The organism is Mesorhizobium sp. WSM4816 (genome assembly GCF_055811535.1).
Map to the genome: position 1 here is coordinate 14652 of NZ_JBVVQR010000051.1, position 21209 is coordinate 35860.

20 protein-coding genes are annotated in these 21209 nt (G+C 63.8%); 10 read left to right on the plus strand and 10 right to left on the minus strand.

The genetic code is table 11. From position 1 onward, the window contains the following. Positions 1-41: 41 nt before the first annotated feature. Genes AC0L3H_RS30500 through AC0L3H_RS30510 form a run of 3 tightly spaced genes read right to left on the minus strand, consistent with a single transcriptional unit; the run spans position 42 to position 2431 of the window. Complete coding sequence (locus tag AC0L3H_RS30500) at positions 42-572, minus strand: Smr/MutS family protein (protein ID WP_473493663.1); 531 nt, start codon at positions 570-572, stop codon at positions 42-44. Beyond that, entirely contained in the window at positions 569-1705 is a 1137-nt protein-coding gene (gene mltA / locus AC0L3H_RS30505; RefSeq protein WP_473587942.1) for a murein transglycosylase A, read from the minus strand. The genes AC0L3H_RS30500 and mltA overlap by 4 nt, the downstream gene beginning before the upstream one ends. Before the next feature lie 24 nt (positions 1706-1729). Next, the gene (locus AC0L3H_RS30510) at positions 1730-2431 is read right to left on the minus strand and encodes a Tim44/TimA family putative adaptor protein (RefSeq protein WP_023802679.1); all 702 of its coding nucleotides are present in this window, start codon (positions 2429-2431) and stop codon (positions 1730-1732) included. A gap of 199 nt (positions 2432-2630) precedes the next feature. On the opposite strand from AC0L3H_RS30510, the gene AC0L3H_RS30515 reads away from it, so the two are divergent. Both AC0L3H_RS30515 and secB read left to right on the plus strand, forming a co-directional pair. Next, a complete protein-coding gene (locus AC0L3H_RS30515) occupies positions 2631-3125 on the plus strand; it encodes an FxsA family protein (RefSeq protein ID WP_473587943.1) in 495 nt (164 codons plus the stop codon). Positions 3126-3284: 159 nt separating this feature from the next. Beyond that, the gene (gene secB / locus AC0L3H_RS30520; RefSeq protein ID WP_027153623.1) at positions 3285-3785 is read left to right on the plus strand and encodes a protein-export chaperone SecB; all 501 of its coding nucleotides are present in this window, start codon (positions 3285-3287) and stop codon (positions 3783-3785) included. A 255-nt stretch (positions 3786-4040) separates the two neighbouring features. Here the strand turns inward: secB and dnaQ are convergent, their stop codons facing one another. From dnaQ to AC0L3H_RS30545, 5 genes are all read right to left on the minus strand, one after another. Continuing rightward, complete coding sequence (dnaQ, locus tag AC0L3H_RS30525; protein ID WP_473587944.1) at positions 4041-4760, minus strand: DNA polymerase III subunit epsilon; 720 nt, start codon at positions 4758-4760, stop codon at positions 4041-4043. Between the two features lie 86 nt (positions 4761-4846). Beyond that, positions 4847-5449: a dephospho-CoA kinase gene (gene coaE / locus AC0L3H_RS30530; protein ID WP_473587945.1), complete on the minus strand. Its 603-nt coding sequence runs from the start codon at positions 5447-5449 to the stop codon at positions 4847-4849. 6 nt (positions 5450-5455) lie between these two features. Further along, complete coding sequence (locus tag AC0L3H_RS30535) at positions 5456-6298, minus strand: shikimate dehydrogenase (protein ID WP_473587946.1); 843 nt, start codon at positions 6296-6298, stop codon at positions 5456-5458. Then, positions 6291-6890, minus strand: coding sequence for a Maf-like protein (locus AC0L3H_RS30540; protein ID WP_473587947.1), 600 nt, complete (start codon positions 6888-6890; stop codon positions 6291-6293). Before AC0L3H_RS30540 ends, AC0L3H_RS30535 begins: the two co-directional genes overlap by 8 nt. A gap of 392 nt (positions 6891-7282) precedes the next feature. After that, positions 7283-8104, minus strand: a complete 822-nt coding sequence (locus tag AC0L3H_RS30545) for a pyruvate, water dikinase regulatory protein (RefSeq protein ID WP_473587948.1) — start codon at positions 8102-8104, stop codon at positions 7283-7285. Positions 8105-8505: 401 nt separating this feature from the next. On the opposite strand from AC0L3H_RS30545, the gene hemE reads away from it, so the two are divergent. The 3 genes from hemE (at position 8506) to rho (ending at position 11631) form a co-directional block, all read left to right on the plus strand. Next, positions 8506-9534, plus strand: coding sequence for a uroporphyrinogen decarboxylase (gene hemE, locus AC0L3H_RS30550; RefSeq protein ID WP_473587949.1), 1029 nt, complete (start codon positions 8506-8508; stop codon positions 9532-9534). Next, the gene (gene hemJ, locus AC0L3H_RS30555) at positions 9531-10082 is read left to right on the plus strand and encodes a protoporphyrinogen oxidase HemJ (RefSeq protein WP_473587950.1); all 552 of its coding nucleotides are present in this window, start codon (positions 9531-9533) and stop codon (positions 10080-10082) included. The genes hemE and hemJ overlap by 4 nt, the downstream gene beginning before the upstream one ends. Before the next feature lie 283 nt (positions 10083-10365). Further along, positions 10366-11631 carry a transcription termination factor Rho gene (gene rho / locus AC0L3H_RS30560; protein ID WP_027153631.1) on the plus strand — a complete coding sequence of 422 codons (1266 nt, stop codon included), beginning with the start codon at positions 10366-10368 and terminating at the stop codon, positions 11629-11631. 74 nt (positions 11632-11705) lie between these two features. On the opposite strand, the gene AC0L3H_RS30565 is transcribed toward rho, so the two are convergent. Beyond that, positions 11706-13724 carry a thioredoxin domain-containing protein gene (locus tag AC0L3H_RS30565; protein WP_473587951.1) on the minus strand — a complete coding sequence of 673 codons (2019 nt, stop codon included), beginning with the start codon at positions 13722-13724 and terminating at the stop codon, positions 11706-11708. Positions 13725-13789: 65 nt separating this feature from the next. Here AC0L3H_RS30565 and mnmE point away from each other — a divergent pair, with 65 nt between their 5' ends. The 5 genes from mnmE (at position 13790) to AC0L3H_RS30590 (ending at position 19728) form a co-directional block, all read left to right on the plus strand. Then, positions 13790-15112, plus strand: coding sequence for a tRNA uridine-5-carboxymethylaminomethyl(34) synthesis GTPase MnmE (gene mnmE / locus AC0L3H_RS30570; RefSeq protein ID WP_473587952.1), 1323 nt, complete (start codon positions 13790-13792; stop codon positions 15110-15112). A gap of 346 nt (positions 15113-15458) precedes the next feature. Continuing rightward, the gene (gene mnmG / locus AC0L3H_RS30575; RefSeq protein ID WP_473587953.1) at positions 15459-17333 is read left to right on the plus strand and encodes a tRNA uridine-5-carboxymethylaminomethyl(34) synthesis enzyme MnmG; all 1875 of its coding nucleotides are present in this window, start codon (positions 15459-15461) and stop codon (positions 17331-17333) included. Beyond that, positions 17330-17965: a 16S rRNA (guanine(527)-N(7))-methyltransferase RsmG gene (rsmG, locus tag AC0L3H_RS30580; protein WP_473587954.1), complete on the plus strand. Its 636-nt coding sequence runs from the start codon at positions 17330-17332 to the stop codon at positions 17963-17965. Before mnmG ends, rsmG begins: the two co-directional genes overlap by 4 nt. A 36-nt stretch (positions 17966-18001) precedes the next feature. Continuing rightward, on the plus strand, positions 18002-18802 hold the full coding sequence (locus AC0L3H_RS30585; protein ID WP_084646769.1) for a ParA family protein: 801 nt from the start codon (positions 18002-18004) through the stop codon (positions 18800-18802). 35 nt (positions 18803-18837) lie between these two features. Next, the gene (locus AC0L3H_RS30590) at positions 18838-19728 is read left to right on the plus strand and encodes a ParB/RepB/Spo0J family partition protein (protein ID WP_473587955.1); all 891 of its coding nucleotides are present in this window, start codon (positions 18838-18840) and stop codon (positions 19726-19728) included. A gap of 306 nt (positions 19729-20034) precedes the next feature. Here AC0L3H_RS30590 and holA read toward each other — a convergent pair whose 3' ends face one another. Continuing rightward, positions 20035-21081 carry a DNA polymerase III subunit delta gene (gene holA, locus AC0L3H_RS30595; RefSeq protein WP_473587956.1) on the minus strand — a complete coding sequence of 349 codons (1047 nt, stop codon included), beginning with the start codon at positions 21079-21081 and terminating at the stop codon, positions 20035-20037. Between the last annotated feature and the right edge of the window lie 128 nt (positions 21082-21209).

The following is a 21209-nucleotide window of genomic DNA, read 5'->3' on the forward strand; positions in this document are numbered from 1 at the left end:
CGTCCATCCTCGTCGGGTGCACCCTCATGCGCGCATCCGCATCAGCGCGTGCGCCGCAGGCGGATATAGAGCGCGCCCGAGCCGCCATGCTTGCGGGCGGCGTGGTCGTGGCTGGAGACCAGCGGTCTGAATGCGGGTGTCGACAGCCAGGCCGGCACGGCGCGCCGCAAGATGCCGTCGCCGCCGGACGAGGAGCCCTTGCCGGTGATCACCAGCACATAGCGGATGCCGCTGGCATGCGCCCGGTGCAGGAAGGAGAACAAAAGCGAATAGGCTTCGTCCTGGCTCAGGCCGTGCAGATCGACGCGGCCCTCGATCGGCAGCCGGCCCTTCGACAGTTTTTCCAGCGTCGGCTCGTCGAGCGCATGCGAAACATGCTGCGTCCTGGCTTTCGTGGCCGCAGCAGGAGCCATCGCCTGGTCACGCAGCATTGGCTTGGTGTCATCAGCGATGTCCGGGCCAATATCCGGGATGTCGACGGCGGCCTTGCCCTTCAGCGGCTTGGCGGTGCGCGCCACCAGGTTCCACAGGACCCGATCGTCCTCGCTCAGCCTGTCGATGCGCCGGGTCATCGCCCCGCTCCCGGCACAAGCCGACGCGGGATCAGCGCGTAGAAATCGGCGGGGTTGCGGACAACGCCGGCGATCTCGCCGGCCGCATCTCCCGTACCAGTGAACAAATCGCCACGCGCCTGGCCGGTGATCGCCGAGCCGGTGTCCTGCGCGATCATCAGCCGCCGGAACGGCTTGTTGTCGAAAGCGGCCAGCGACGGCCCATCGATGTAGAACGGCGTGCCGAATGTATGCAGCAGACGGTCGACAGCGACGGAGCGGCCCGGTGTCAGCGGCACCTTTGCGGCAGCGATCGGCCCGAGTTCCGGGTCGTCGGCCGCCGCCGCCTCGCTGGCGGAAATCTCGCGGAAAAAAATATAGGAGCGGTTGCGCCACAGGATCTCGTCGATGCGTTGCGGATGCGCCTTGAACCAGGCGCGGACCGACTGCATGGTCACCGCTTCCAGCGGGATTTCGCCTAGCTCACTCAGGATCTTGCCCGGTCCGGTAAAGCGCTGGCCGGATTTGGCGGCATAGGTGACGCGGCAAAGCCGGCCGTCGGTCATGGTGAGCCGCGCAGAACCCTGTACGTGGATGAAGAAGGCATCGACCTTGTCGGCGAGCCAGGCGATTTCCAAACCCTTGCCAGCCAAACCCTTGACGAGCGCGCCGCGCTCGATCTCGCCGCGGTCGAAATACTCGACCGGTCCGTCCGGCGTGGCGCGGCCGAAGGCGAGATAGGGATCCATACCGACCGGCCGGTTGGCGTCGTCGATGTCGACGAGATCGGCCGGACGTGACAGCAGCGGCACCGTAAATCGTTCGGTTCGCACCGGCGAAGCGTCGACCACCGGTTCATAGAAGCCGGTGACGAGACCGGCGCCGCCGCTTTCCGCCGCTATGTGCGCCGGGATGAAATGCCGCTCGAAGAAGGCGCGGGCTTCGCGCCGGTCGGTTGGCGACACGGTGCGGGCTGCAGCATAGGCCTCGGTGAAGGCATTGAAGTCGACACCGAGCCCGCCGGAGCGATAGGGTTTCGCCAGGACATGAAAAGCCGAACGCCGGAAAGCGGCGAACGCAGCCAGATGGTCGTCCTTGTCCCAGCCGGGCAGATCGTCAAAGGATTTTTCGCGAAACGCCTGAGAAAGCGACACGACAGACCCCGCCGTGGTCCGGGCTCAGTCTTCTTCTTCGGTGGCGACGAGCTTCCAGTTCGGGTCGCGCGAGCGCGTATCGCGGGCGAAGGTCCAGACGTCCTTGACCTCGGCGACGGTTTCGGGATCGCCGTCGATGACGGCGCCGGCCTTGTCGCGCGTTGCCGAAATCAGTTCGCTGACAATGCGCAGCGTGATATGCGCCTCGCTGCCCTTCATCTCGGCGGAAACGATGTCGGCCTTGTCGATGCCGACGAAGGAGGACTGGATTTTTTCCGACTTCGCCTCGCGGTCGCCGATCGCCGCGACAAAGCCGTCATAGACCTCGCGCGACAACAGGTTCTTCAGCGTCTTGCGATCGCCATCGGCATAGGCCATGACGATCATCTCATAGGCCATCTTGGCGCCGTCGACGAAGGTCTTGGGGTCGAATGCCGGATCATTGTCCTTGATCGCGCGCAGGCCCTTGTTGAGATCGGTGTCAGGCTTGGCGAAGGCGTCGATCGCCGCATAGGCGTCGATTGCCGGCTCTCCCGGCGCTCGCTTGCGCGGCAGCGAGACCACATTCTCGGGTTTTTGGGCGTCGTCGCGGGTGCGGCCCGCCGTATAGGGATCGAACGGCGGGCGCTCGCTGCCGGTGCGGCGGCCGAGCACATTGCGCAGCTGGAAAAAGATCACAACCGCCGCAACCAGAAAGAAAATCGTGCCGAAGTCGAAGAATCCCATATCTTCCGCCAATCAATCCCTACTCCGGCCGGACCGCCCGGCCAGGCAATGGCTGCGGTCGCATAGCGTTCAACATCCAAAGCATATAGAACGCAAGCTGCAATCATTCAAATTAAAGGCAGCCATACCTATCTAAAAGGTTCAGTGCCAGCGGCGATTGCCCGCCTGCCGGCAAAACATCGAAACGATCGGTCAAGATTTGCGCATTTCGCTGCTTCCCCTGTTCATCCTCGCGCTTCCGCTGCTGGAAATCGCCGGTTTCGTCGTTGTCGGCCGCCAGGCCGGCGCCCTGGCGACGGTCGGCCTGGTGCTGGCTTCGAGCATCGCCGGCGCGCTGTTGTTGCGATACCAGGGGTTCGGCGTCATGACCCGGGTCCGTGCCGAAATGGACGCCGGACGTGATCCAAGCCGTCAGCTCGCGCATGGCGCCATGATCGTGCTGGCGGCGATCCTGCTCATCATTCCCGGCTTCATCACTGACATTTTAGGCATTCTGCTGCTGCTGCCGCCGGTCCGCGACCTCGCCTGGCGCCGGCTGAAAGGCCGCATCGTGATGGCCACCAGTTTCGGCACCGGCGGATTCCGGGCCCGGCAACGCGACAAGACCATCGACCTCGACGACAGCGACTATTCGCGCGGCGACGAGCACGGCCCCGATCCCAATTCCCCCTGGCGCCGCCTCAAGGACGAGTAGATCGCCTTGAGGACGAGTAGCCCGGCGCAGCTCTCCCTTCTCCCTTGTGGGAGAAGGGAAAGCAAAGCGCGCAAACCTTGTCTTGTCATGCCGGCCATGGTAGCGAACGCCCGATTTCAATCCGGTCAGCAACGCTGCCGAGGAAAAGGACAAAGGCTTATGGCCAGCAAAGACGACGCGCCGACCGGCGCGGCCAGTGGCAACGGCGACGCGACGCAGCCTTCGCTCAACGTGCTTGCCCAATATGTGAAGGACCTTTCCTTCGAAAGCCCCGGCGCGCCGAATTCGCTGCGCGGCCGCGACAAGGCTCCCGGCATCGCCATCAACGTCAATGTCAACGCCAACCCGCTTTCGGACAAGCAGTTCGACGTCAATCTGACGCTGAACGCCAAGGCGTCCTTCGACAAGGAAGTGCTGTTCAACGTCGAGCTGGTCTATGGCGGTGTGTTCGCCATCAGCGGCTTCCCGCAGGAGCACATGCTGCCGCTGCTGTTCATCGAATGCCCGCGGCTGCTGTTCCCGTTCGCCAGGCAGATCATCGCCGAGGCGACGCGCAATGGCGGCTTCCCGCCGCTGATGCTCGATCCGATCGATTTCGCGCAGATGTTCCAGCAGAAGCTGGCCGAGGACCAGGCGGCCAGCAAGGTCAAGGTGAGCTGAGAAGGCTATCTCGGTAGGTTTGAAAAGCCCGGCGCGAAGCCGGGCTTTTTGTTGAGAAACCGGCGGGACAGCACCCCCCTCTGTCCTGCCGGACATCTCCCCCTCAAGGGGGGAGATTGGCAGCCCAAGCGTCTTCGCTCATTCCAGCAAGGTTGGCGATTGGCGAAAGCCGGTGTGAAGTCCGATCTCCCCCCTTGAGGGGGAGATGGTCGGCAGGCCAGAGGGGGGCCGACCGGGCGCACTCGCCAAAAATTACTATGCCGCAGAACTCGCTTCCCGGGCGACGCGCAGCCAGAGCGCCTTTTCGCCTAATGTGCCGACCATGCTCGCGTGCGCGGCGCGCTCTGCTTCGGTCAGGCGAGACGGCAGCGCTATCGGCCGCGCGGCGATGCTGATGTCAATGTCGTCGACGTTTCTCCTGCCGCCGGCCGGCGCCGTGGCGCTGTCGAGGATGAGCGCCGCCTGCTTGCCGCCGATGAGCTCAATATAGACCTCGGCCAGCAATTCCGAATCGAGCAACGCGCCGTGCTTGGTGCGGCGGGCATTGTCGATGCCGTAGCGCCGGCACAGCGCGTCCAGCGAATTGGGCCCCATCGGATGCTTGCGGCGCGCCAGCGCCAGCGTGTCGACGACAAGTCCGGGGTCAACGACCGGGTGGCCAAGCCGGCCGAATTCGACATTGAGGAAAGCGATGTCGAAAGTCGCATTGTGGGCGACCAGCTTGGCGCCGTCGATGAAGGCAAGGAACTCCTCGGCGATGTCGCTGAAGGTCGGCTTGCCCATCAGGTCGGCGGCGCTGATGCCATGAACGGCCTGTGCCTCGGCATGGATCGATCGTCCCTGCGGATTGATATAGTGGTGGAAGGTGCGGCCAGTCGGGAAACGGTTGACCAGCTCGATGCAGCCAAGCTCGATGACGCGGTCGTCGCGGAAATCGAGGCCGGTAGTTTCCGTATCGAAGATGATCTCGCGCATCGAATCAGTCCGTTGGGTCCGGCGTTAGTCCAGCCGAATCATGATGGGAACAAATTGGCAACATATTACGCCGGGCGCAAGCACCGTTAAGCAGGCTTGCCGGCTTTATCCCCGACCAGTTTCGCGACGATCGCATTGACCGCCGCGCGCGCCGCATCAAAACCTTGTCCGGTGTTGATGACGAAATCGGCGCGCTCACGCTTTTCGGCGTCGGGAACCTGCCTGGCCAGGATCGACGCCAGTTTCTCCTCGCTCATGCCCGGCCGCGCCAGCACGCGGGCGCGCTGGATGTCGGGCGACGCGGTGACGACCACGACCTTGTCGACACGGTCGCGGCCGCCGGTTTCGAACAGCAGCGGGATGTCGAGAACGACAAGCGGCGCGCCGGCGGCCCGGTGTCTGGCCAGGAAAGCGTCGGCGTCGGCGCGGACCAGTGGGTGGATGATCGCTTCCAGCCGTTTCAGTGCGGCTGCATCACCGAGCACCCGCTCGGCCAGCCTCGTGCGATCGACGGAGCCGGATTTCGCCGTTCCGGGAAACGCCGCCTCGACCAGCGGAGCCGCCTTGCCGGCGTAGAGGCGATGCACCGCCTCGTCCGAATCGTGGACAGGCACGCCGGCCTCGGCAAACATCCTGGCCGTCGTCGACTTGCCCATGCCGATCGATCCGGTGAGGCCGAGCACGATCATGTTTTTTTACTCCCTGGCGCCGAGATCGGCGACGATCATCTGCCGCAATTCGGCAGTGACCTCGGGCCTGATGCCGAACCAGCGCTCGAAGCCAGGCACCGCCTGGTGCAGCAGCATGCCGAGCCCGTCGACGGCTTTCAGGCCGCGCGCCTTGGCGGCGGCCAGCAACGGCGTTTCCAGCGGCACATAGACTATGTCGGTGACGATGGCATGGTCCGGCAGCCTGGCCGGATCGGCGGACAGGCCTTCATTGCCGTGCATGCCAAGCGCTGACGTGTTGACCAGCAGGCCGGCATCGGCAAGCAGCTCGCGGGTCGCCGCCGTGCCGTGGGCCGAGACCCCGGCGCCGAAGCGGTGGCGCAGCTCCTCGGCTCGGGCGAGCGTCCGGTTGACGATGCGGATGTCACTGATGCCGCGCTGCTTGAGCGCATGGATGACCGCGCGGGCGGCGCCGCCGGCGCCGAGCACCACCGCCGGGCCGTTTGTGGCCCAGCCCGGCGCATGCTCGTCGAGATCGGCGGAAAAGCCATGGGCGTCGGTGTTGCCGCCGCACAAAATTCCGCCCTCGAGCCACAGCGTGTTGACAGCGCCGATCTGTTCGGCCGCGTCGTCGCGGCGCGCCGCCAGCGCGAAGGCGGCCTCCTTGTGCGGGATGGTGACGTTGCCGCCACGATAGCCATTCGCCTCGAGTTTTTCGACGAATTCGGCAAAAGCCTCCGGCGCAACGTCGATGGCCCGGTAGCTGCCGTCGATGCCGTATTTCGCCAGCCAGTAGGCGTGGATCTTCGGCGACCGCGAATGCGCGACCGGGTGGCCGGTGACGAAGGCCTTTTTCGCGGCCTCAGCCATCGATGGCTCCAAGATCGCGCAGCTTGGCCAGGACGGGCAGAAGCGGCAGGCCGACAATGGTGAAATAGTCGCCCTCTACTCTTTCGAACAGCTGGATGCCCTCGCCTTCGATCTGGTAGGCGCCGACGCTGGACAGCGCCTTGGCGCCGACCCGCGCCAGATGGCGGCCGATGAAGGCCGGATCGAGCTTTCGCATGGTCAGGCTGGCGACGCCGACATGCCGCCACAGAACTGCGCCGTTGCGGGCCAGCACCACGGCGCTGTTGAGCTGATGGGTCTTGCCCGACAGCGCCAGGAGATGGCGGCGGGCGGCTTCCATGTCGGCCGGCTTATGAAACACTTCGTCGCCGAGCGACAGCGTCTGGTCGCAGCCGAGCACCAAGGCGCCCGGCTTTCGCTCGCTGACCTCGGTGGCCTTGGCCTCGGCCAGCACCAGGGCGACGTCTTCGGGCGAGGCACCGCTGCCCTGCAACGGCGCTTCGAGCGCGCGCTCGTCGACTGCCGCCGGAACCGCCTCGACCGCCACGCCGGCATGGACAAGCAACGCCTTGCGGAACGGGCTGCCCGAGGCAAGGATGATTTTTTCGGCCATATGTACGCGCCTAAGGTTGGTTGAGATTCCGATCCGGAGACGGACGCGCAGACAGTCGCTGGATCGCTGCGCTTCTCGGACACAGTAACGGCATGGATCCTAGGGTCTCCGCTACGTCGCTTCGCTCCTGCTCCGCCCTAGGATGACGAAGGCATAGTGATGTAAGGCAAATCGCAGATGTCCGAGATTGGCAGTTGCGTCGCGCATACCGGGTGGCGGCTGATGCCAAATCGGAAACCTTCGAGATTGGCTGAAACGCTCTTCACTTCGTCATCCTCGGGCGAAGCAAGGAGCGAAGGGACGCGGCGCAGACCCTAGGATCCATGCCGTGACCTTCGAGCCTTGCAGCGCTGAACGGCTAGACAAAACCTTACCATTTCCTGACTTCCCAGTTATCTTGTCTTTCCGCGCAGGGCAACGATCGCCGCCGCCGTCTCCTCGATCGAGCGGCGGCTGACGTCGATCATCGGCCAGCCGTGCCGGGTGCAGACCTGGCGGGCGTAGGCGAGTTCCTCGCTGATCGCCGCGCGGTCGACATAGTCGGTCGGCTCGTAGGCGCTGGTGTTGCCGAGGATGCGGTTCTGGCGCACCTGCGAGATGCGCTCGGCGGTGGCGATCAGCCCGACGATCAGCGGCTTCGTGGCGTTGACCAGGCTTTCCGGCACCGGCACGCCGATCACGATCGGGATGTTGGCGGTCTTGATGCCGCGATTGGCGAGATAGATGCTGGTCGGCGTCTTCGAGGTGCGCGAAATGCCGACCAGCACAATGTCGGCATCATCCATATTGGCAGGCAGCTGGCCGTCATCATGCTCCATGGTGAAGTTGAGTGCGTCGATGCGGCGGAAATATTCGGCGTCCAGCACATGCTGGGCGCCGACGCGGCGGCCGGCCGGCGTGCCGAGATAGGACTGGAACACGGTCAGCACCGGTTCCAGAACGGAGACGCAAGGCAGGCCCATGGCGGCGCAGCGCTCGTCGATGCCGCGGGCGAGCTTCTGGTCGACGACCGTATAAAGGATGATGCCCGGCTCCTCCTCGATGTCCTCGAACACTTTCGTCACCTGCTTTTCGGTGCGGATCAGCGGGTAGATATGCTCGATGGCGCGCGCATCCTTATATTGCGCCGAAGCCGCGCGCCCGGCCGCCAGCAGCGTTTCACCGGTGGCATCCGAAATCAGGTGAAGGTGAAAGAAGCTCTGGGGTTTGTTCACAGGGGTACGTTCCAAGCTGTGGGCCGATGTGGATAAGGTCGGTCGGAAAGATCGGCCGGTTCGGGGCGACTGTATCAGATGCCAGTTGTCCACAATTCGATGCGCTGCCGGCTTCGTCGGGCGGCTGGGGACAAGTCTGGGGACGGGCTTTTTCGACTCGGTCTCATCCACAGGGTCATTTTCTCCAGCGGACGGTAACGCATTGTTCCCAGTCGGCAATTTCCAACTGTCCCCAAACTCCTCCTATCCGGCAAAAGAAGCACGCGACAATATGCTGGCTGGCCTTTTCCGGGGCAAGGCGGGACAGGAGACAACCACCGATACCAACAGACTCTTAGAATCATAAGATTCCTAGAAATAGAATATTTAATTATAGAGAAGCCTGGAGAGGCGAGCGCTGAATGCCTGAAAACCGCATCATGCTGGACGTGTTGAAGGGCAAGGCTCTGTCTCCGCCGCCGCTCTGGATGATGCGTCAGGCCGGCCGCTATCTGCCGGAATATCGCGAGACACGCAGGCGGGCCGGATCGTTCCTCGACCTCTGCTATAATTCCGATCTTGCCGTGGAAGTGACGTTGCAACCGATCGAGCGTTTCGGCTTCAATGCTTCGATCCTGTTTTCCGATATCCTGGTCGTGCCGCATGCGCTGGGCCGCGACGTGCGCTTCGAGGAGGGCCGTGGGCCGCTGTTGACGCCGATCTCGGCGACGGAGATTGCCGCTCTCGACGGCGAAACGTTTCACGTGAATCTCGAACCGGTCTACGAGACGGTCAGGCGATTGCGGACAAAACTGCCGGATCAAACGACGCTGATCGGCTTCTGCGGCGCGCCGTGGACGGTGGCGACCTATATGATCGCCGGCCACGGCACCTCGGACCAGACGCCAGCACGGCTGTTTGCCTATCGCGAGCCGGCGGCTTTCCTGCAATTGCTGAAAGTGCTTGCCGATCACTCGGCTGCCTATCTGATCCGACAGATCGAAGCCGGCGCCGATGTGGTGCAGATATTTGACTCGTGGTCCGGCGTGCTCGACGAAGTTTCTTTCGAGGCGTTTTGCGTCAGGCCGGTGGCGGAGATCGTCAGGCAGGTCCGGGCCGTCCATCCCGACATTCCGATCATCGGCTTTCCCAAGGGCGCCGGTGCCCATTACCGCAGCTATCGCCAAAAAACCGGCGTGACCGGGCTGGGGCTCGACTGGACCGTGCCGTTGACGACGGCGAAGGAACTGCAGCGCGATGGCGCTGTGCAGGGCAATCTCGATCCGTTGCGGCTGGTGGCCGGCGGCAAGGCGCTTTCTGACGGTGTCGACGCAATCCTGAAAGCACTGGGCGATGGGCCGCTGGTCTTCAATCTCGGCCACGGCATCACGCCGGAAACGCCGATCGCGCATGTCGAGGCGATGGTGAAACTGGTGCGGGCGCATCGATGACCGACATGAACAACGCCAACAGTGGTGCGGGCAGCAGCGGTGGTGCAGCGATGCGTCGAGCAGCGATCGCCATCGTCATCTTCCTCGTCCTGGCGGCGCTTCTGTTCCTGTTCGGGCCGGATGATTTCCATCCCTGGGCAAAGGCGATCCATGTCATCGCCGTCATCTCGTGGATGGCGGGCATGCTCTATCTGCCGCGGCTGCTGGTTTATCATGCCGATGCGGAAAAAGGCTCCGTCCAGTCGGAGACCTTCAAGGTGATGGAGCGCCGGCTGCTGCGCGGCATCATCAATCCGGCCATGATCATCACCTGGGCGTTCGGCCTCTGGCTGGCCTGGAAAGGCTTTGGATTTCAGGGTGGCTGGCTGCATGCCAAGATCGCCGCGGTGCTCGGGCTCTCGGCGGTTCATGGCTATCTGGCCGGCGCGGTACGCAGATTCGCCGAGGACCGCAACGAAAAGCCGGCTCGGCACTGGCGGCTCGTCAATGAGATCCCCACATTGCTGATGATCGTCATCGTCGTGCTGGTCATCGTGAAGCCGTTTTGACGATTTGTGTCTGTTTCGGGCGTTTGCGCTGCCCCTCTCCTGCCTGCCGGCATCCACTCCCCGTGTAGTGACGGGGAGAAGGTTCCGGCAGGGGCTTGAGGGGTGGTGCCGAGATTCGCAATTGATCGCTTCCAAGCGGCTTGCTCTTTCAGTCGACCAACGATAAAAGACGGGTCTTCCTTCCCGTCATGCGCCGCCCCATTCATCGCTTCGGCCGCGCCCGGCATTTGTCGCATCCCGCCGATATTTTCCCCATACTTACTCACTCAGAGTCCGTCTAATGATGCAAGAAATGAAACTCACAGAGTTCAAGAACAAGAAACCGCCAGAGCTGATCGCTTATGCCGAATCGCTCGAGGTCGAGAACGCCAGTGTGATGCGCAAGCAGGAGCTGATGTTCGCGATCCTGAAGCGGCTGGCGACCCAGGATATCGAGATCATCGGTGACGGGGTCGTCGAAGTGCTGCAGGACGGGTTTGGCTTCCTGCGCTCGGCCAATGCCAATTACCTGCCAGGCCCGGACGATATCTATATCTCGCCGTCGCAGATCCGCCGGTTCTCGCTGAAGACCGGCGACACGGTCGAGGGCCCGATCCGCAGCCCGAAGGAGGGCGAGCGCTATTTCGCGCTGCTCAAGGTCAACACGATCAATTTCGACGACCCGGAAAAGATCCGCCACAAGATCCATTTCGACAATCTGACGCCGCTTTACCCGACCTCGCGGCTGAAGATGGAAATGGACGTTCCGACCTCGAAGGACATCTCGGCCCGCGTCATCGACCTAGTGGCGCCGCTCGGCAAAGGCCAGCGCGCCCTGATCGTGGCGCAGCCGCGCACCGGCAAGACGGTGCTGTTGCAGAACATCGCCCATTCGATCACCACCAATCATCCCGAATGCTACCTGATCGTGCTGTTGATCGACGAGCGGCCGGAAGAAGTCACTGACATGCAGCGCTCGGTGAAGGGCGAGGTCGTCTCCTCGACCTTCGACGAGCCGGCGGTGCGACACGTCCAGGTCGCCGAAATGGTGATCGAGAAGGCCAAGCGCCTGGTCGAGCACGGGCGCGACGTCGTCATCCTGCTGGATTCGATCACCCGCCTAGGCCGCGCCTACAACACCGTGGTGCCGTCATCCGGCAAGGTGCTGACCGGCGGTGTCGACGCCAATGCGCTGCAGCGGCCGAAGCGCTTCTTCGGCGCCGCCCGCAACATCGAGGAAGGCGGCTCGCTGACCATCATCGCCACCGCGCTGATCGACACCGGCAGCCGCATGGACGAGGTCATCTTCGAAGAGTTCAAGGGCACCGGCAACTCGGAAATCGTGCTCGACCGCAAGGTGGCGGACAAGCGCATCTATCCGGCCATGGACATCCTCAAGTCCGGCACCCGCAAGGAAGATCTTTTGGTCGCCCGCCAGGACCTGCAAAAAATCTTCGTGCTGCGCCGCATCCTGGCGCCGATGGGCACCACCGACGCCATCGAGTTCCTCATCGACAAGCTCAAGCAGACCAAGACCAACGCGGATTTCTTCGATTCGATGAATACGTAAGGGGCTGGCGCCTCTTGCCTTTTCCCCCTGTGGGCCCCCTGTGGGAGAAGGTGGATCGGCGCAGCATCCCTCTCCTATCCGCGCCGCAACCGACGCTCGAGTTCCTCGGCGTCCGTTATCACCGGCAAGCAGACCTGCCCCGTACACAGCCAGGCGCCGGGCTTGCTCGTTGGCGGCAGAACGCCGCCTGGCGGCATCGGCAGGTTTGTCGCCGATCCGACCGGCACGATCGTGTCGATCCGACGCGGGTCAGGATTTCGATTCGCAACCGGAACAAGCCCCGGATTCTCTGGGCTATCCACCAGCACCAGCTTCAACGGCGCGAGCGCCAAGGCACAGGCGTTGACGATCCCCGCCTGACCATAGGCCTGATGCGCCGCACGGCCGGCGGCGTGTTCGGCGACCTTCCAGGTCTTCTCCTGTAATTCGAGATCGCCGGAAAGCGACGACAATCGGACCATGGCCTCGATGATCTGGCCAGTGGCTGAAGGAATGGCCTCGTCGGCGTCGCCCCTGATGCGGATCGGCACGTCGCTGCTGTCCAACGCGGTCAGATAGTAGCCGGCGTTGTCCTCGTCGTGATGCCATTGGTCGAGCTGCGCGATGAATTGGCGGGCCAGTTCGGCATAAGTCGACGTGCCGGTAGCCTCGAACAGCGAGATCGCGGCGTTGGCCATGGCGGCGTAGTCGCTCGACAGCGCCGGAAACAGCTTCTTTGCGCCATGCATCGAATGCGGCAGGCGACCGTCCCGGCCAGCGCTGGCAATGGCAGCAAGGGCCTGTTCCGCCGCCTCGATCCAGTCGATCCGTTTCACGGCGCGCCCGGCTTCGGCGAGAGCCGCGATCACCAGACCGTTCCAGTCGGTCAGGATTTTTCCGTCACGCCCGGGCCTGACGCGCTGCTCCCTGGCCGCCAGCAGTTTTTCTGTGAGCGGAATGAGCCGGTCGCGATCGGCGACGCTTTGTGTTTGCTGGGCCGCAGTCTGGTGGATGATCGGCTTGCCCTCCCAGCCGTGCGGGCTGGAAAGCGTGAAGTATTGGAAAAACAACGCCGATTCGTCGCCGAGAGCGGTTTCGATCTCATCCTTGCTCCAGGTGTAGAACAACCCCTCCTCGCCCTCGCTGTCGGCGTCGAGGCTGGCGGCGAATGCGCCGCCATCGACGCGCATCTCGCGCAGCAGCCAGTCGATCGTCTCTTCGATTCGTATCCGGAACAATTCATTGCCGGTCGCCGCAAAAGCCCAGTTGCACAGCCGGATGAGCTGCGCGTTGTCGTAGACCATCTTTTCGAAATGCGGCACCAGCCACTCGGCATCGGTCGAATAGCGGCTAAGACCGCCGCCGACATGGTCATAGATGCCGCCCGCCAGCATCCTTTCAAGGCTGAGCAAGACAGCGTCGCGATGGGCTGTGGCGCCGTCGCGCAGCCAGGATAGCCACAGCGTCTGCATGAACGGCGCATTGGGGAATTTGGGCGCGCCGCGCAGCCCGCCCAGATCCCTGTCGATCATGCCGTCGATGCCGTTGGCGAGCGTCGCGAGCGTGTCGCGGTCGAGCACCGCCTTGGCATGGCTGCCCGCCAGCCGCGCCTCGACATGCGCGGTCAGGCCGGCGGCGCTTTGGTTAACGCTTTCTTTCTTCTCCCGCCACGCCTTGTCGACCGCCTCCAGCACCTGGACGAAGCCCGGGCGGCCGTAACGGGCCTCGCGCGGAAAATAGGTGCCGCCCCAAAAAGGTTTTCCGTCCGGTGTCAAAAACATGGTCAGCGGCCATCCGCCCTGCTCGCCCATCGCCGACAATGCCGCCATATAGATCTGGTCGATGTCCGGCCGCTCTTCGCGATCGACCTTGATATTGACGAACAGACGGTTCATGACGGCGGCGACGTCGCCGTTCTCAAAACTCTCGTGCGCCATGACATGGCACCAGTGGCAGGCGGCGTAGCCGACTGAGAGCAGGATCGGCCGCTCGAGCGCCTTGGCTTCGGCGAGAGACGCCGGCGACCACGCCCGCCAATGCACCGGGTTGCCGCTGTGCTGCTGCAGATAGGGGCTGGCCTCTTCGGCAAGCAGGTTTTTCGCGGGTAATGTCACGAATGGGCACTCGGCAATTTTGTCGATGAATAAGCGAAGCTAGGGCGGTTGTGCTGGGTCGGCAAATGATTTCAGGTAATTCCATTGTTGCCCTGTCGAGCGGCCGCCTGCCCGCCGGGGTTGCCGTGATCCGCATTTCCGGCCCGCAAAGTCGATTCGTCGTAGAAACGATTGCTGGCCCCAAGGTCAAGAACCGTGTTGCCGCCTATCGCCAGTTCAGGGCGCCGGACGGATCGGTGCTCGACAGCGGGCTGGTCGTTTTCTTTGCCGGCCCAAACAGCTTTACCGGCGAGGATGTCGCCGAATTCCACGTCCATGGCGGGCGGGCCGTGGTGGCGAAGATGCTGGAGGTGATCGCCGGCTTCGACGGCGTCAGACATGCCGAGCCGGGCGAGTTCACCCGCCGCGCCTTTCTCAATGGCAAGGTCGATCTGGTCGAGACCGAGGCGCTGGCCGATCTCGTCAATGCCGAAACCGAGGCGCAGCGGCGTTTTGCCGTGCAGAATGCCGAAGGCGTGCAGAGCGAACTCTACCTCGCCTGGCGCCGTCGGCTGATTCATGCACGGGCGATGATCGAGGCAGAAATCGATTTTGCTGACGAAGACGATGTGCCCGGTTCCGTTGCAGAGACGGTCTGGTCCGACGTCCGCGACATGACCGGCGAGATCGAGCGTCATGTCCAAGGCTTCCGGGCGGCCGAAATCATCCGTGACGGCTTCGAGGTCGTCATTCTTGGTGCGCCGAATGCCGGCAAATCAAGCCTGTTCAACGCACTGGCCCGGCGCGATGCGGCGATCGTCACCGAGGAGCCCGGCACCACCCGCGATCTGCTCGAGGTGGTGCTGGACCTGGAGGGGATGCGCATAAGAGTGACCGATACCGCCGGCCTGCGCGATACGCCCGGCAGGATTGAGGCGATCGGCATCGAAAGGGCGAGGAGCAAGGCCGGCACTGCCGATCTGTTGCTGGTGCTCGAGGAAATGGCGGAACCGGTGGCGATCGGCGCAATACCTGCCGGGATCCCTCGATTGCGGGTTGGGACGAAGGTCGATCTGCTAGAGGATGAAACGCCTGTGGCGCGCTATGACTTGGCAATCTCAACCAGGAACGGCACCGGGTTGGCGGAATTGCTGGCCGAGATCGGCCGTCGCGCCACAGCGCAGGTCGGCCAGGCAGGCGATATCCTGCCATCGCGGCTGCGGCACGTCGAACTGCTCAACGAGACGAAGCGCTTCCTGCTGGCGGCAGCGGCAGAGGATGGACGCGGGCAGGAACTGCGGGCAGAGGAATTGCGGCTGGCGGCGGATCGGCTTGGCCGCATCGTTGGGGCGGTCGATGTCGAGGACATGCTCGACGTCATCTTTGCGCAGTTCTGCATCGGCAAATGACTCACGTGAAACATTGCGGGCCGGCCAGCTCTGGGTGATTCACGTGAAACACCACGCGATTAGCTCGAAGCATTGTTTCACGTGAAACGATCCACGGTCCCCGAGACGGGATCGAATTTCAGACTTAGCGCTGCCCCTCATTGCCCTGCCTGGCATTTCTCCCCGTATAGTGACAGGGAGAAAGACACAACCGTCGATGGTTTCCCCAATCACCAGCGTTGCAAAAGACCCGTCGTTGCTGCGGCTAGCCCGCTTCTCCCCGTCACTATGCGGGGAGAAGGTGCCGGCTTGACACCACGTCCTGACGGGGACATGTGTCGGTCAACCTGAATCTGGAACACTAAAAATGACCGATCACTATGATGTGGTTGTGGTGGGCGGCGGCCATGCTGGTTGCGAGGCGGCCAGTGCTGCCGCGCGCGCTGGCGCGAAGACTGCCCTGGTGACGCTGCGCTTCGAGACGATCGGCGTTATGTCGTGCAATCCGGCGATCGGCGGGCTCGGCAAGGGCCATCTGGTCCGCGAGATCGACGCCATGGACGGGCTGATGGGGCGCGTCGCCGATGCGGCCGGCATCCAGTTCCGTCTGCTCAACCGCCGCAAGGGCCCGGCCGTTCGCGGGCCGCGGACGCAAGCCGACAGAAAACTCTATCGGCTCGCCATGCAAGCGGCGATTCGCGAACAGGCGGGGCTCGACGTGGTCGAGGGTGAGGTCCTGGATTTCGAAATCGCCAATGAGCGCCTGGCGGCGGTGCTGCTGGCGGATGGCCGCCGGCTTGGCTGCGGCGCCGTGGTGCTGACCACCGGCACTTTCCTGCGCGGGCTGATCCATATCGGCGAGAGGAAAATCGTTGCCGGCCGCATGAACGAGCAGGCCAGCCTCGGCCTGTCGGCGACGATGAGCCGCGCCGGCTTCAGGCTCGGGCGGCTGAAGACCGGCACGCCGCCGCGGCTGGACGGACGCACGATCGATTGGGCGTCGCTGGAGAGCCAGGCGGCGGATGACGACCCGGTGCCGTTCTCGCTGATGACCAACTGCATCGACAATCGGCAGATCCATTGCGGCATCACGCGCACGACGGCAGCGACACACGAGCTGATCCGCGCCAATCTGGGCCGGTCGGCGATGTATTCCGGCTCGATCGAAGGGGTGGGGCCGCGTTACTGCCCGTCGATCGAAGACAAGATCGTCAAATTCGGCGATCGCGAAGGCCACCAGATTTTCCTCGAGCCGGAAGGGCTGGACGACGATACCGTCTACCCGAACGGTATTTCGACCTCGCTGCCGCAGGACGTGCAGCTCGGCATTGTAAAAACCATTCCGGGCCTTGAACGCGCCACCATGCTGCAGCCCGGCTATGCCATCGAGTACGATCATGTCGATCCGCGCGAGCTCAAGCCGACGCTCGAAACGAAGCGGATCTCCGGTCTTTTCCTGGCCGGGCAGATCAACGGCACCACCGGTTACGAGGAGGCGGGGGCGCAAGGGTTGTTGGCCGGCATCAACGCCGCGCGCAAAACGTCGGCAAGCGATCAGATCGTGCTCAGCCGCACCGAGGCCTATATCGGGGTGATGGTCGACGACCTGACCAGCCGCGGCATCGCCGAACCGTATCGGATGTTCACTTCGCGGGCCGAGTTCCGGCTGTCGCTGCGCGCCGACAATGCCGATGAGCGGCTGACGCCGTTGGCGATGAAGCTCGGGATTGCCTCGCAGGAGCGGATGCAACGGTTTAGCAATATCGTGCAGAACCTTGAAAAGGCGAGGGACCTTGCGCTTGGCTTCACCATGACCCCCAATGAAGCGGCGCGTCATGGGCTGGTGATCAACCGGGACGGGGTACGCCGCTCGGCCTATGAGCTGCTGGCCTATCCCGGCGTCGACGTCGCCTGGCTGGCCAGAATCGCCCCGCAGTTTGCGGGCATTGGCAGCAAAACGGCTGAACGCCTTGAAACGGAAGCGAAATATTCGGTCTATCTCGATCGCCAGCAAGCTGACGTCACGCAGATCAGGCATGAAGAGAGCCGATTGATCCCGGCGTCGCTCGATTTTGCTTCCGTTCCGGGGCTGTCCAACGAACTGAAGCAAAAGATCCTGGCGCGCCAGCCGCGCTCGATCGCCGACGCACAGCGTATGGAAGGCATGACGCCGGCGGCACTGGCAATCATTGTCGCGCATGTCCGCAACGCCGAGGGTGCCACGCGAAGGAATGTTGCGTGAGCGCTGCCTCATGGGCGGGCCTGCAAGCCGCTGCCGGTCCGGTTTCACGTGAAACATTCGAACGCCTGGTAGATTTCGAGACGGTCTTTCAGAAATGGAACCGCCGGATAAACCTGGCGGCGCAGTCGACGCAGGGCGACGTCTGGCGCCGCCACATCCTCGACAGCGCGCAGCTGGCACGAATCAAACCAGAGGCGACGCGCTGGCTCGATCTCGGCTCCGGTGGCGGTTTTCCCGGCCTGGTGCTGGCGTTCCTGCTTACCGAGCGCGACGGCGCCAGCATCGACCTGGTTGAAAGCAATCGGAAGAAGGCATCGTTCCTGCAAGCGGTCGTCGGCCAATTCAACCTGCCGGCCAAGGTCGTCGCGCGGCGCATCGACGACACGTATCCGTTTGTTTCAACACCTCAAATCGTTACCGCCAGAGCGCTGGCGTCACTTCCGGTGTTGCTCGAACTGGCGGCGCCGTGGCTGACGGCTGGCGCCTATGGCCTGTTCCACAAAGGCCGGGATTACCGCACCGAAGTGGCAGAAAGCGCTCAACGATGGTCGTTCGATCTGGTAGAACATGCCAGCGCGACCGACGCTCATGGCGTCATCCTCGAACTGTCTGATTTGCGCCAACTGACTTAGATCGGCGACCTCGGCATGAATTTCTGGCATAGACCCATGATGAAGAATGGCCCCCGAATCATCACCGTAGCCAACCAGAAGGGCGGCGTCGGCAAGACGACGACGGCCATCAATCTGGCCACGGCGCTGGCGGCGATCGGCGAGCGGGTGCTGATCGTCGATCTCGACCCGCAAGGCAATGCCAGCACCGGTCTCGGCATCGACCGGCGCGACCGCACCGTTTCCTCCTATGACGTGCTGACCGGCGAGCTCGATCTGGAGGCGGCGGCGATCCCGACGGCGGTGCCGGGACTGTCGATCGTGCCGTCGACGCTCGACCTGCTCGGCATCGAAATGGAGATCGCCTCGGCGCCGGACCGGGTGCTGCGGCTGCGCAACGCCTTGCGTGCCTCGGCCGAGCGCTCGGCGAATTTTGGCTATGTGCTGATCGATTGCCCGCCGTCGCTCAATCTGCTGACGCTGAACTCGATGGCGGCAGCCGATTCGGTGCTGGTGCCGCTGCAGTGCGAGTTCTTTGCGCTCGAGGGCCTGAGCCAGCTTTTGGAGACGGTCGAGCAGGTCCGCCGCTCGATCAATCCCGAGCTGACCATCCAGGGCATCGTGCTGACCATGTTCGACGGGCGCAACAACCTCGCCAACCAGGTGGTGCAGGACGTGCGGGCGCATATGGGCGACAAGGTCTATGAAACCGTCATCCCGCGCAATGTGCGCGTCTCCGAGGCGCCGTCCTACGGCAAGCCGGCGATCCTCTACGACCTCAAATGCTCCGGCAGCCAGGCCTATCTGCAGCTTGCCTCCGAGGTGATCCGCCGCGAGCGCAAACTGCGCGCCGCTTAGAAGCCGAATTGATACCGAAACGATCTGGACAGACGATGAGCGAAGACCTTTCGAGAAAAAGACTGGGCCGGGGACTGGCGGCGCTGATCGGCGAAATCGATCGTCCGGCAGCAGTGGAAAAGCCGGGCATGAATGCCGACGGCAAGGTGCCGATCGAGTTCCTTAGCCCGAACCCAAAGAATCCACGCCGGCATTTCGGCGACGCCGACCTGACCGATCTTGCCCAGTCGATCCGCGAACATGGCGTGGTGCAGCCGGTGGTGGCGCGGCCATCGCCGACGCAAGCTGGCCGCTACGAGATCATCGCCGGCGAGCGGCGCTGGCGCGCCGCGCAGCGCGCCGGGCTGAGCGAGATCCCGATCATCGTGCGCGATGTCAACGATCGCACCGCGCTCGAGCTGGCGATCATCGAAAACGTCCAGCGCACCGACCTCAATCCGGTCGAGGAGGCGATGGGCTACCAGCAGCTGATCGACGATCACGGCTACACCCAGGCCGATCTCGGCCAGGTGATCGGCAAGAGCCGCAGCCATGTCGCCAACACGCTGCGGCTGTTGAAGCTGCCGGACGTGATCCGCGACATGCTGGTCGACGGCGCGCTGTCGGCCGGCCACGCCCGTACATTGGTGACGGCGCAGGATCCGGCGGGCCTGGCCAAGCGCATCGTCGAGGACGGGCTTTCGGTGCGCCAGGCCGAAGCGCTGGCGCAGATGCCGGCGGGTGCGCCGACGGTGAAGCGACAGCCTGCTGCAGCAGCACCGGCACAGAAGGATGTCGATACCCTCGCGCTGGAGAAGCTGATGACCGGCACGCTCGGCATGTTCGTCACGATCGAGCACAACGAGCGCGGCGGCGTGATCAGCGTCGCCTATCGGACGCTGGAGCAGCTCGACGAGCTTTGCCGGCGGCTGAAGAACGAGGGTTGATTAGCCGGCAAAGTGTACCGGGGGTCCCGCTTGTTTTAGACGAGGATCGGCGACCTTATAGGCTACCTGCTCCAGCGTTTGCGCCGCCCCTCACCTGCCTGCCGGCATCCTCTCCCCGTATAGCGACGGGGAGAGGGGGCTGGCATCGACGGCTTCGCCAATCGCCAACGTTGCAGAAAAAGTGCCGAGGCTGCGGTCAGCTTCTTTCTCCCCGTTTACGGGGAGAAATGCCCGGCAGGGCAATGAGGGGCGGCGCCGACCAGGAAATAGCTTGCTCCGCCAAGCGGAACTCTCTCCTCAAAAAAATTACCTTTGCGCCAGTCTTGCGCTCTCCACGGCGATGCCGAGCAGCGCCTGTCGGGCCAGCGCGACCGCGAGGTCCGGCCGGCGGCGGGTCTGCAGGACCGCTGTCTGCAAGCGGTTGAGCGCGCGGGCGAGCGCCTCGCTGCTCCAGCGTTCGAGGGCTTTTTCGACCAGCTTGCGCCGCGTGAAAAAAACCGGTGGGCGCGCCGCGGCGACGACCGAAGCGGCGTTGCGGCCGCCGGCGTCCATCAGGCCGCGCATTGCCTGGATCGCCTGCAGCTGCCGCATCGCCGACGACAGCACCAGAAATGCCTGGCCGCCGGACTGGCAGTGACGGGTTAAGGCGATGTCGAAGTCGCCGACCTTGCCGTCGAGCAAGGCATCGACGGCGTCGTCGAAGGACAGGCCAGAGACGTCGCCCGACGTCGCCTTGACGTCATCGAGGCCGATTTCGCTCTGGCCGTGGGCATAAAGCACCAGCTTTTCGATCTCGCCGCGCGAGGCCAGCCGGTCACCACCGAGATTGCGGCGCAGCGCCTGGCGGGCTTCCAGCGTCATCGACATGCCGGCCTTGCGCAATTCGTCGTCGATGACCGTGTCGATGTCCCGCGCCTCGTCGGCGTAGCACGGCAGCGCCATGGCTATGTCCGCCGCCTCGACAATGGCGCGCAGCCCGACGCCCTTCTTCAGGTCGCCGGCCTCGATCAGGATGATGGCGTCACGCGGCGGCTCCGCGGTCAGCGCCTTGACGTCGTCGGCAAGCGCCTTCTGGCCGGACGCATTGCGCACCCAGAGCAGGCGCCGGTCCGAAAACATCGGCACGGTGTGGGCCTCGTCGAGCAGGCGGCGGCCCTCGTCGCGATCGACTTCCGACCCGTCCAGCCTGACCACAGAGAACGGATCGTCGAGCGGCAGGCCGGTCTTGCCGGCAAAGGCACGGGCGCGCTCGGCGACCAGCCCGCGGTCGGGCCCGTAGAGCAGGACGATCGAGACACGCGGGTCCGGCCGCGCCAACCACGAATCGACCTCGTAACCTTTCTTCTGTGCCATGGGTTATGGGTTAGCATGATGCGGGCGCGGGGTGAACGGCGGTCGCCCCCATTCCTTCTCCCCTTGTGAGGGCTTTGCACGGGGGCCGAAGTTTGGCGCAGATGGCGCATGGGGCGTTTTTTGAAACG

Excerpts from the sequence above, each read along its gene's own strand:
- AC0L3H_RS30500 (WP_473493663.1), bottom strand. The coding sequence starts at position 572 with ATGACCCGGCGCATCGACAGGCTGAGCGAGGACGATCGGGTCCTGTGG.
- AC0L3H_RS30510 (WP_023802679.1), bottom strand. The coding sequence starts at position 2,431 with ATGGGATTCTTCGACTTCGGCACGATTTTCTTTCTGGTTGCGGCGGTT.
- secB (WP_027153623.1), top strand. The coding sequence starts at position 3,285 with ATGGCCAGCAAAGACGACGCGCCGACCGGCGCGGCCAGTGGCAACGGC.
- dnaQ (WP_473587944.1), bottom strand. The coding sequence starts at position 4,760 with ATGCGCGAGATCATCTTCGATACGGAAACTACCGGCCTCGATTTCCGC.
- coaE (WP_473587945.1), bottom strand. The coding sequence starts at position 5,449 with ATGATCGTGCTCGGCCTCACCGGATCGATCGGCATGGGCAAGTCGACG.
- AC0L3H_RS30535 (WP_473587946.1), bottom strand. The coding sequence starts at position 6,298 with ATGGCTGAGGCCGCGAAAAAGGCCTTCGTCACCGGCCACCCGGTCGCG.
- AC0L3H_RS30540 (WP_473587947.1), bottom strand. The coding sequence starts at position 6,890 with ATGGCCGAAAAAATCATCCTTGCCTCGGGCAGCCCGTTCCGCAAGGCG.
- hemE (WP_473587949.1), top strand. The coding sequence starts at position 8,506 with ATGCCTGAAAACCGCATCATGCTGGACGTGTTGAAGGGCAAGGCTCTG.
- hemJ (WP_473587950.1), top strand. The coding sequence starts at position 9,531 with ATGACCGACATGAACAACGCCAACAGTGGTGCGGGCAGCAGCGGTGGT.
- rho (WP_027153631.1), top strand. The coding sequence starts at position 10,366 with ATGCAAGAAATGAAACTCACAGAGTTCAAGAACAAGAAACCGCCAGAG.
- mnmE (WP_473587952.1), top strand. The coding sequence starts at position 13,790 with ATGATTTCAGGTAATTCCATTGTTGCCCTGTCGAGCGGCCGCCTGCCC.
- mnmG (WP_473587953.1), top strand. The coding sequence starts at position 15,459 with ATGACCGATCACTATGATGTGGTTGTGGTGGGCGGCGGCCATGCTGGT.
- AC0L3H_RS30585 (WP_084646769.1), top strand. The coding sequence starts at position 18,002 with ATGATGAAGAATGGCCCCCGAATCATCACCGTAGCCAACCAGAAGGGC.
- AC0L3H_RS30590 (WP_473587955.1), top strand. The coding sequence starts at position 18,838 with ATGAGCGAAGACCTTTCGAGAAAAAGACTGGGCCGGGGACTGGCGGCG.
- holA (WP_473587956.1), bottom strand. The coding sequence starts at position 21,081 with ATGGCACAGAAGAAAGGTTACGAGGTCGATTCGTGGTTGGCGCGGCCG.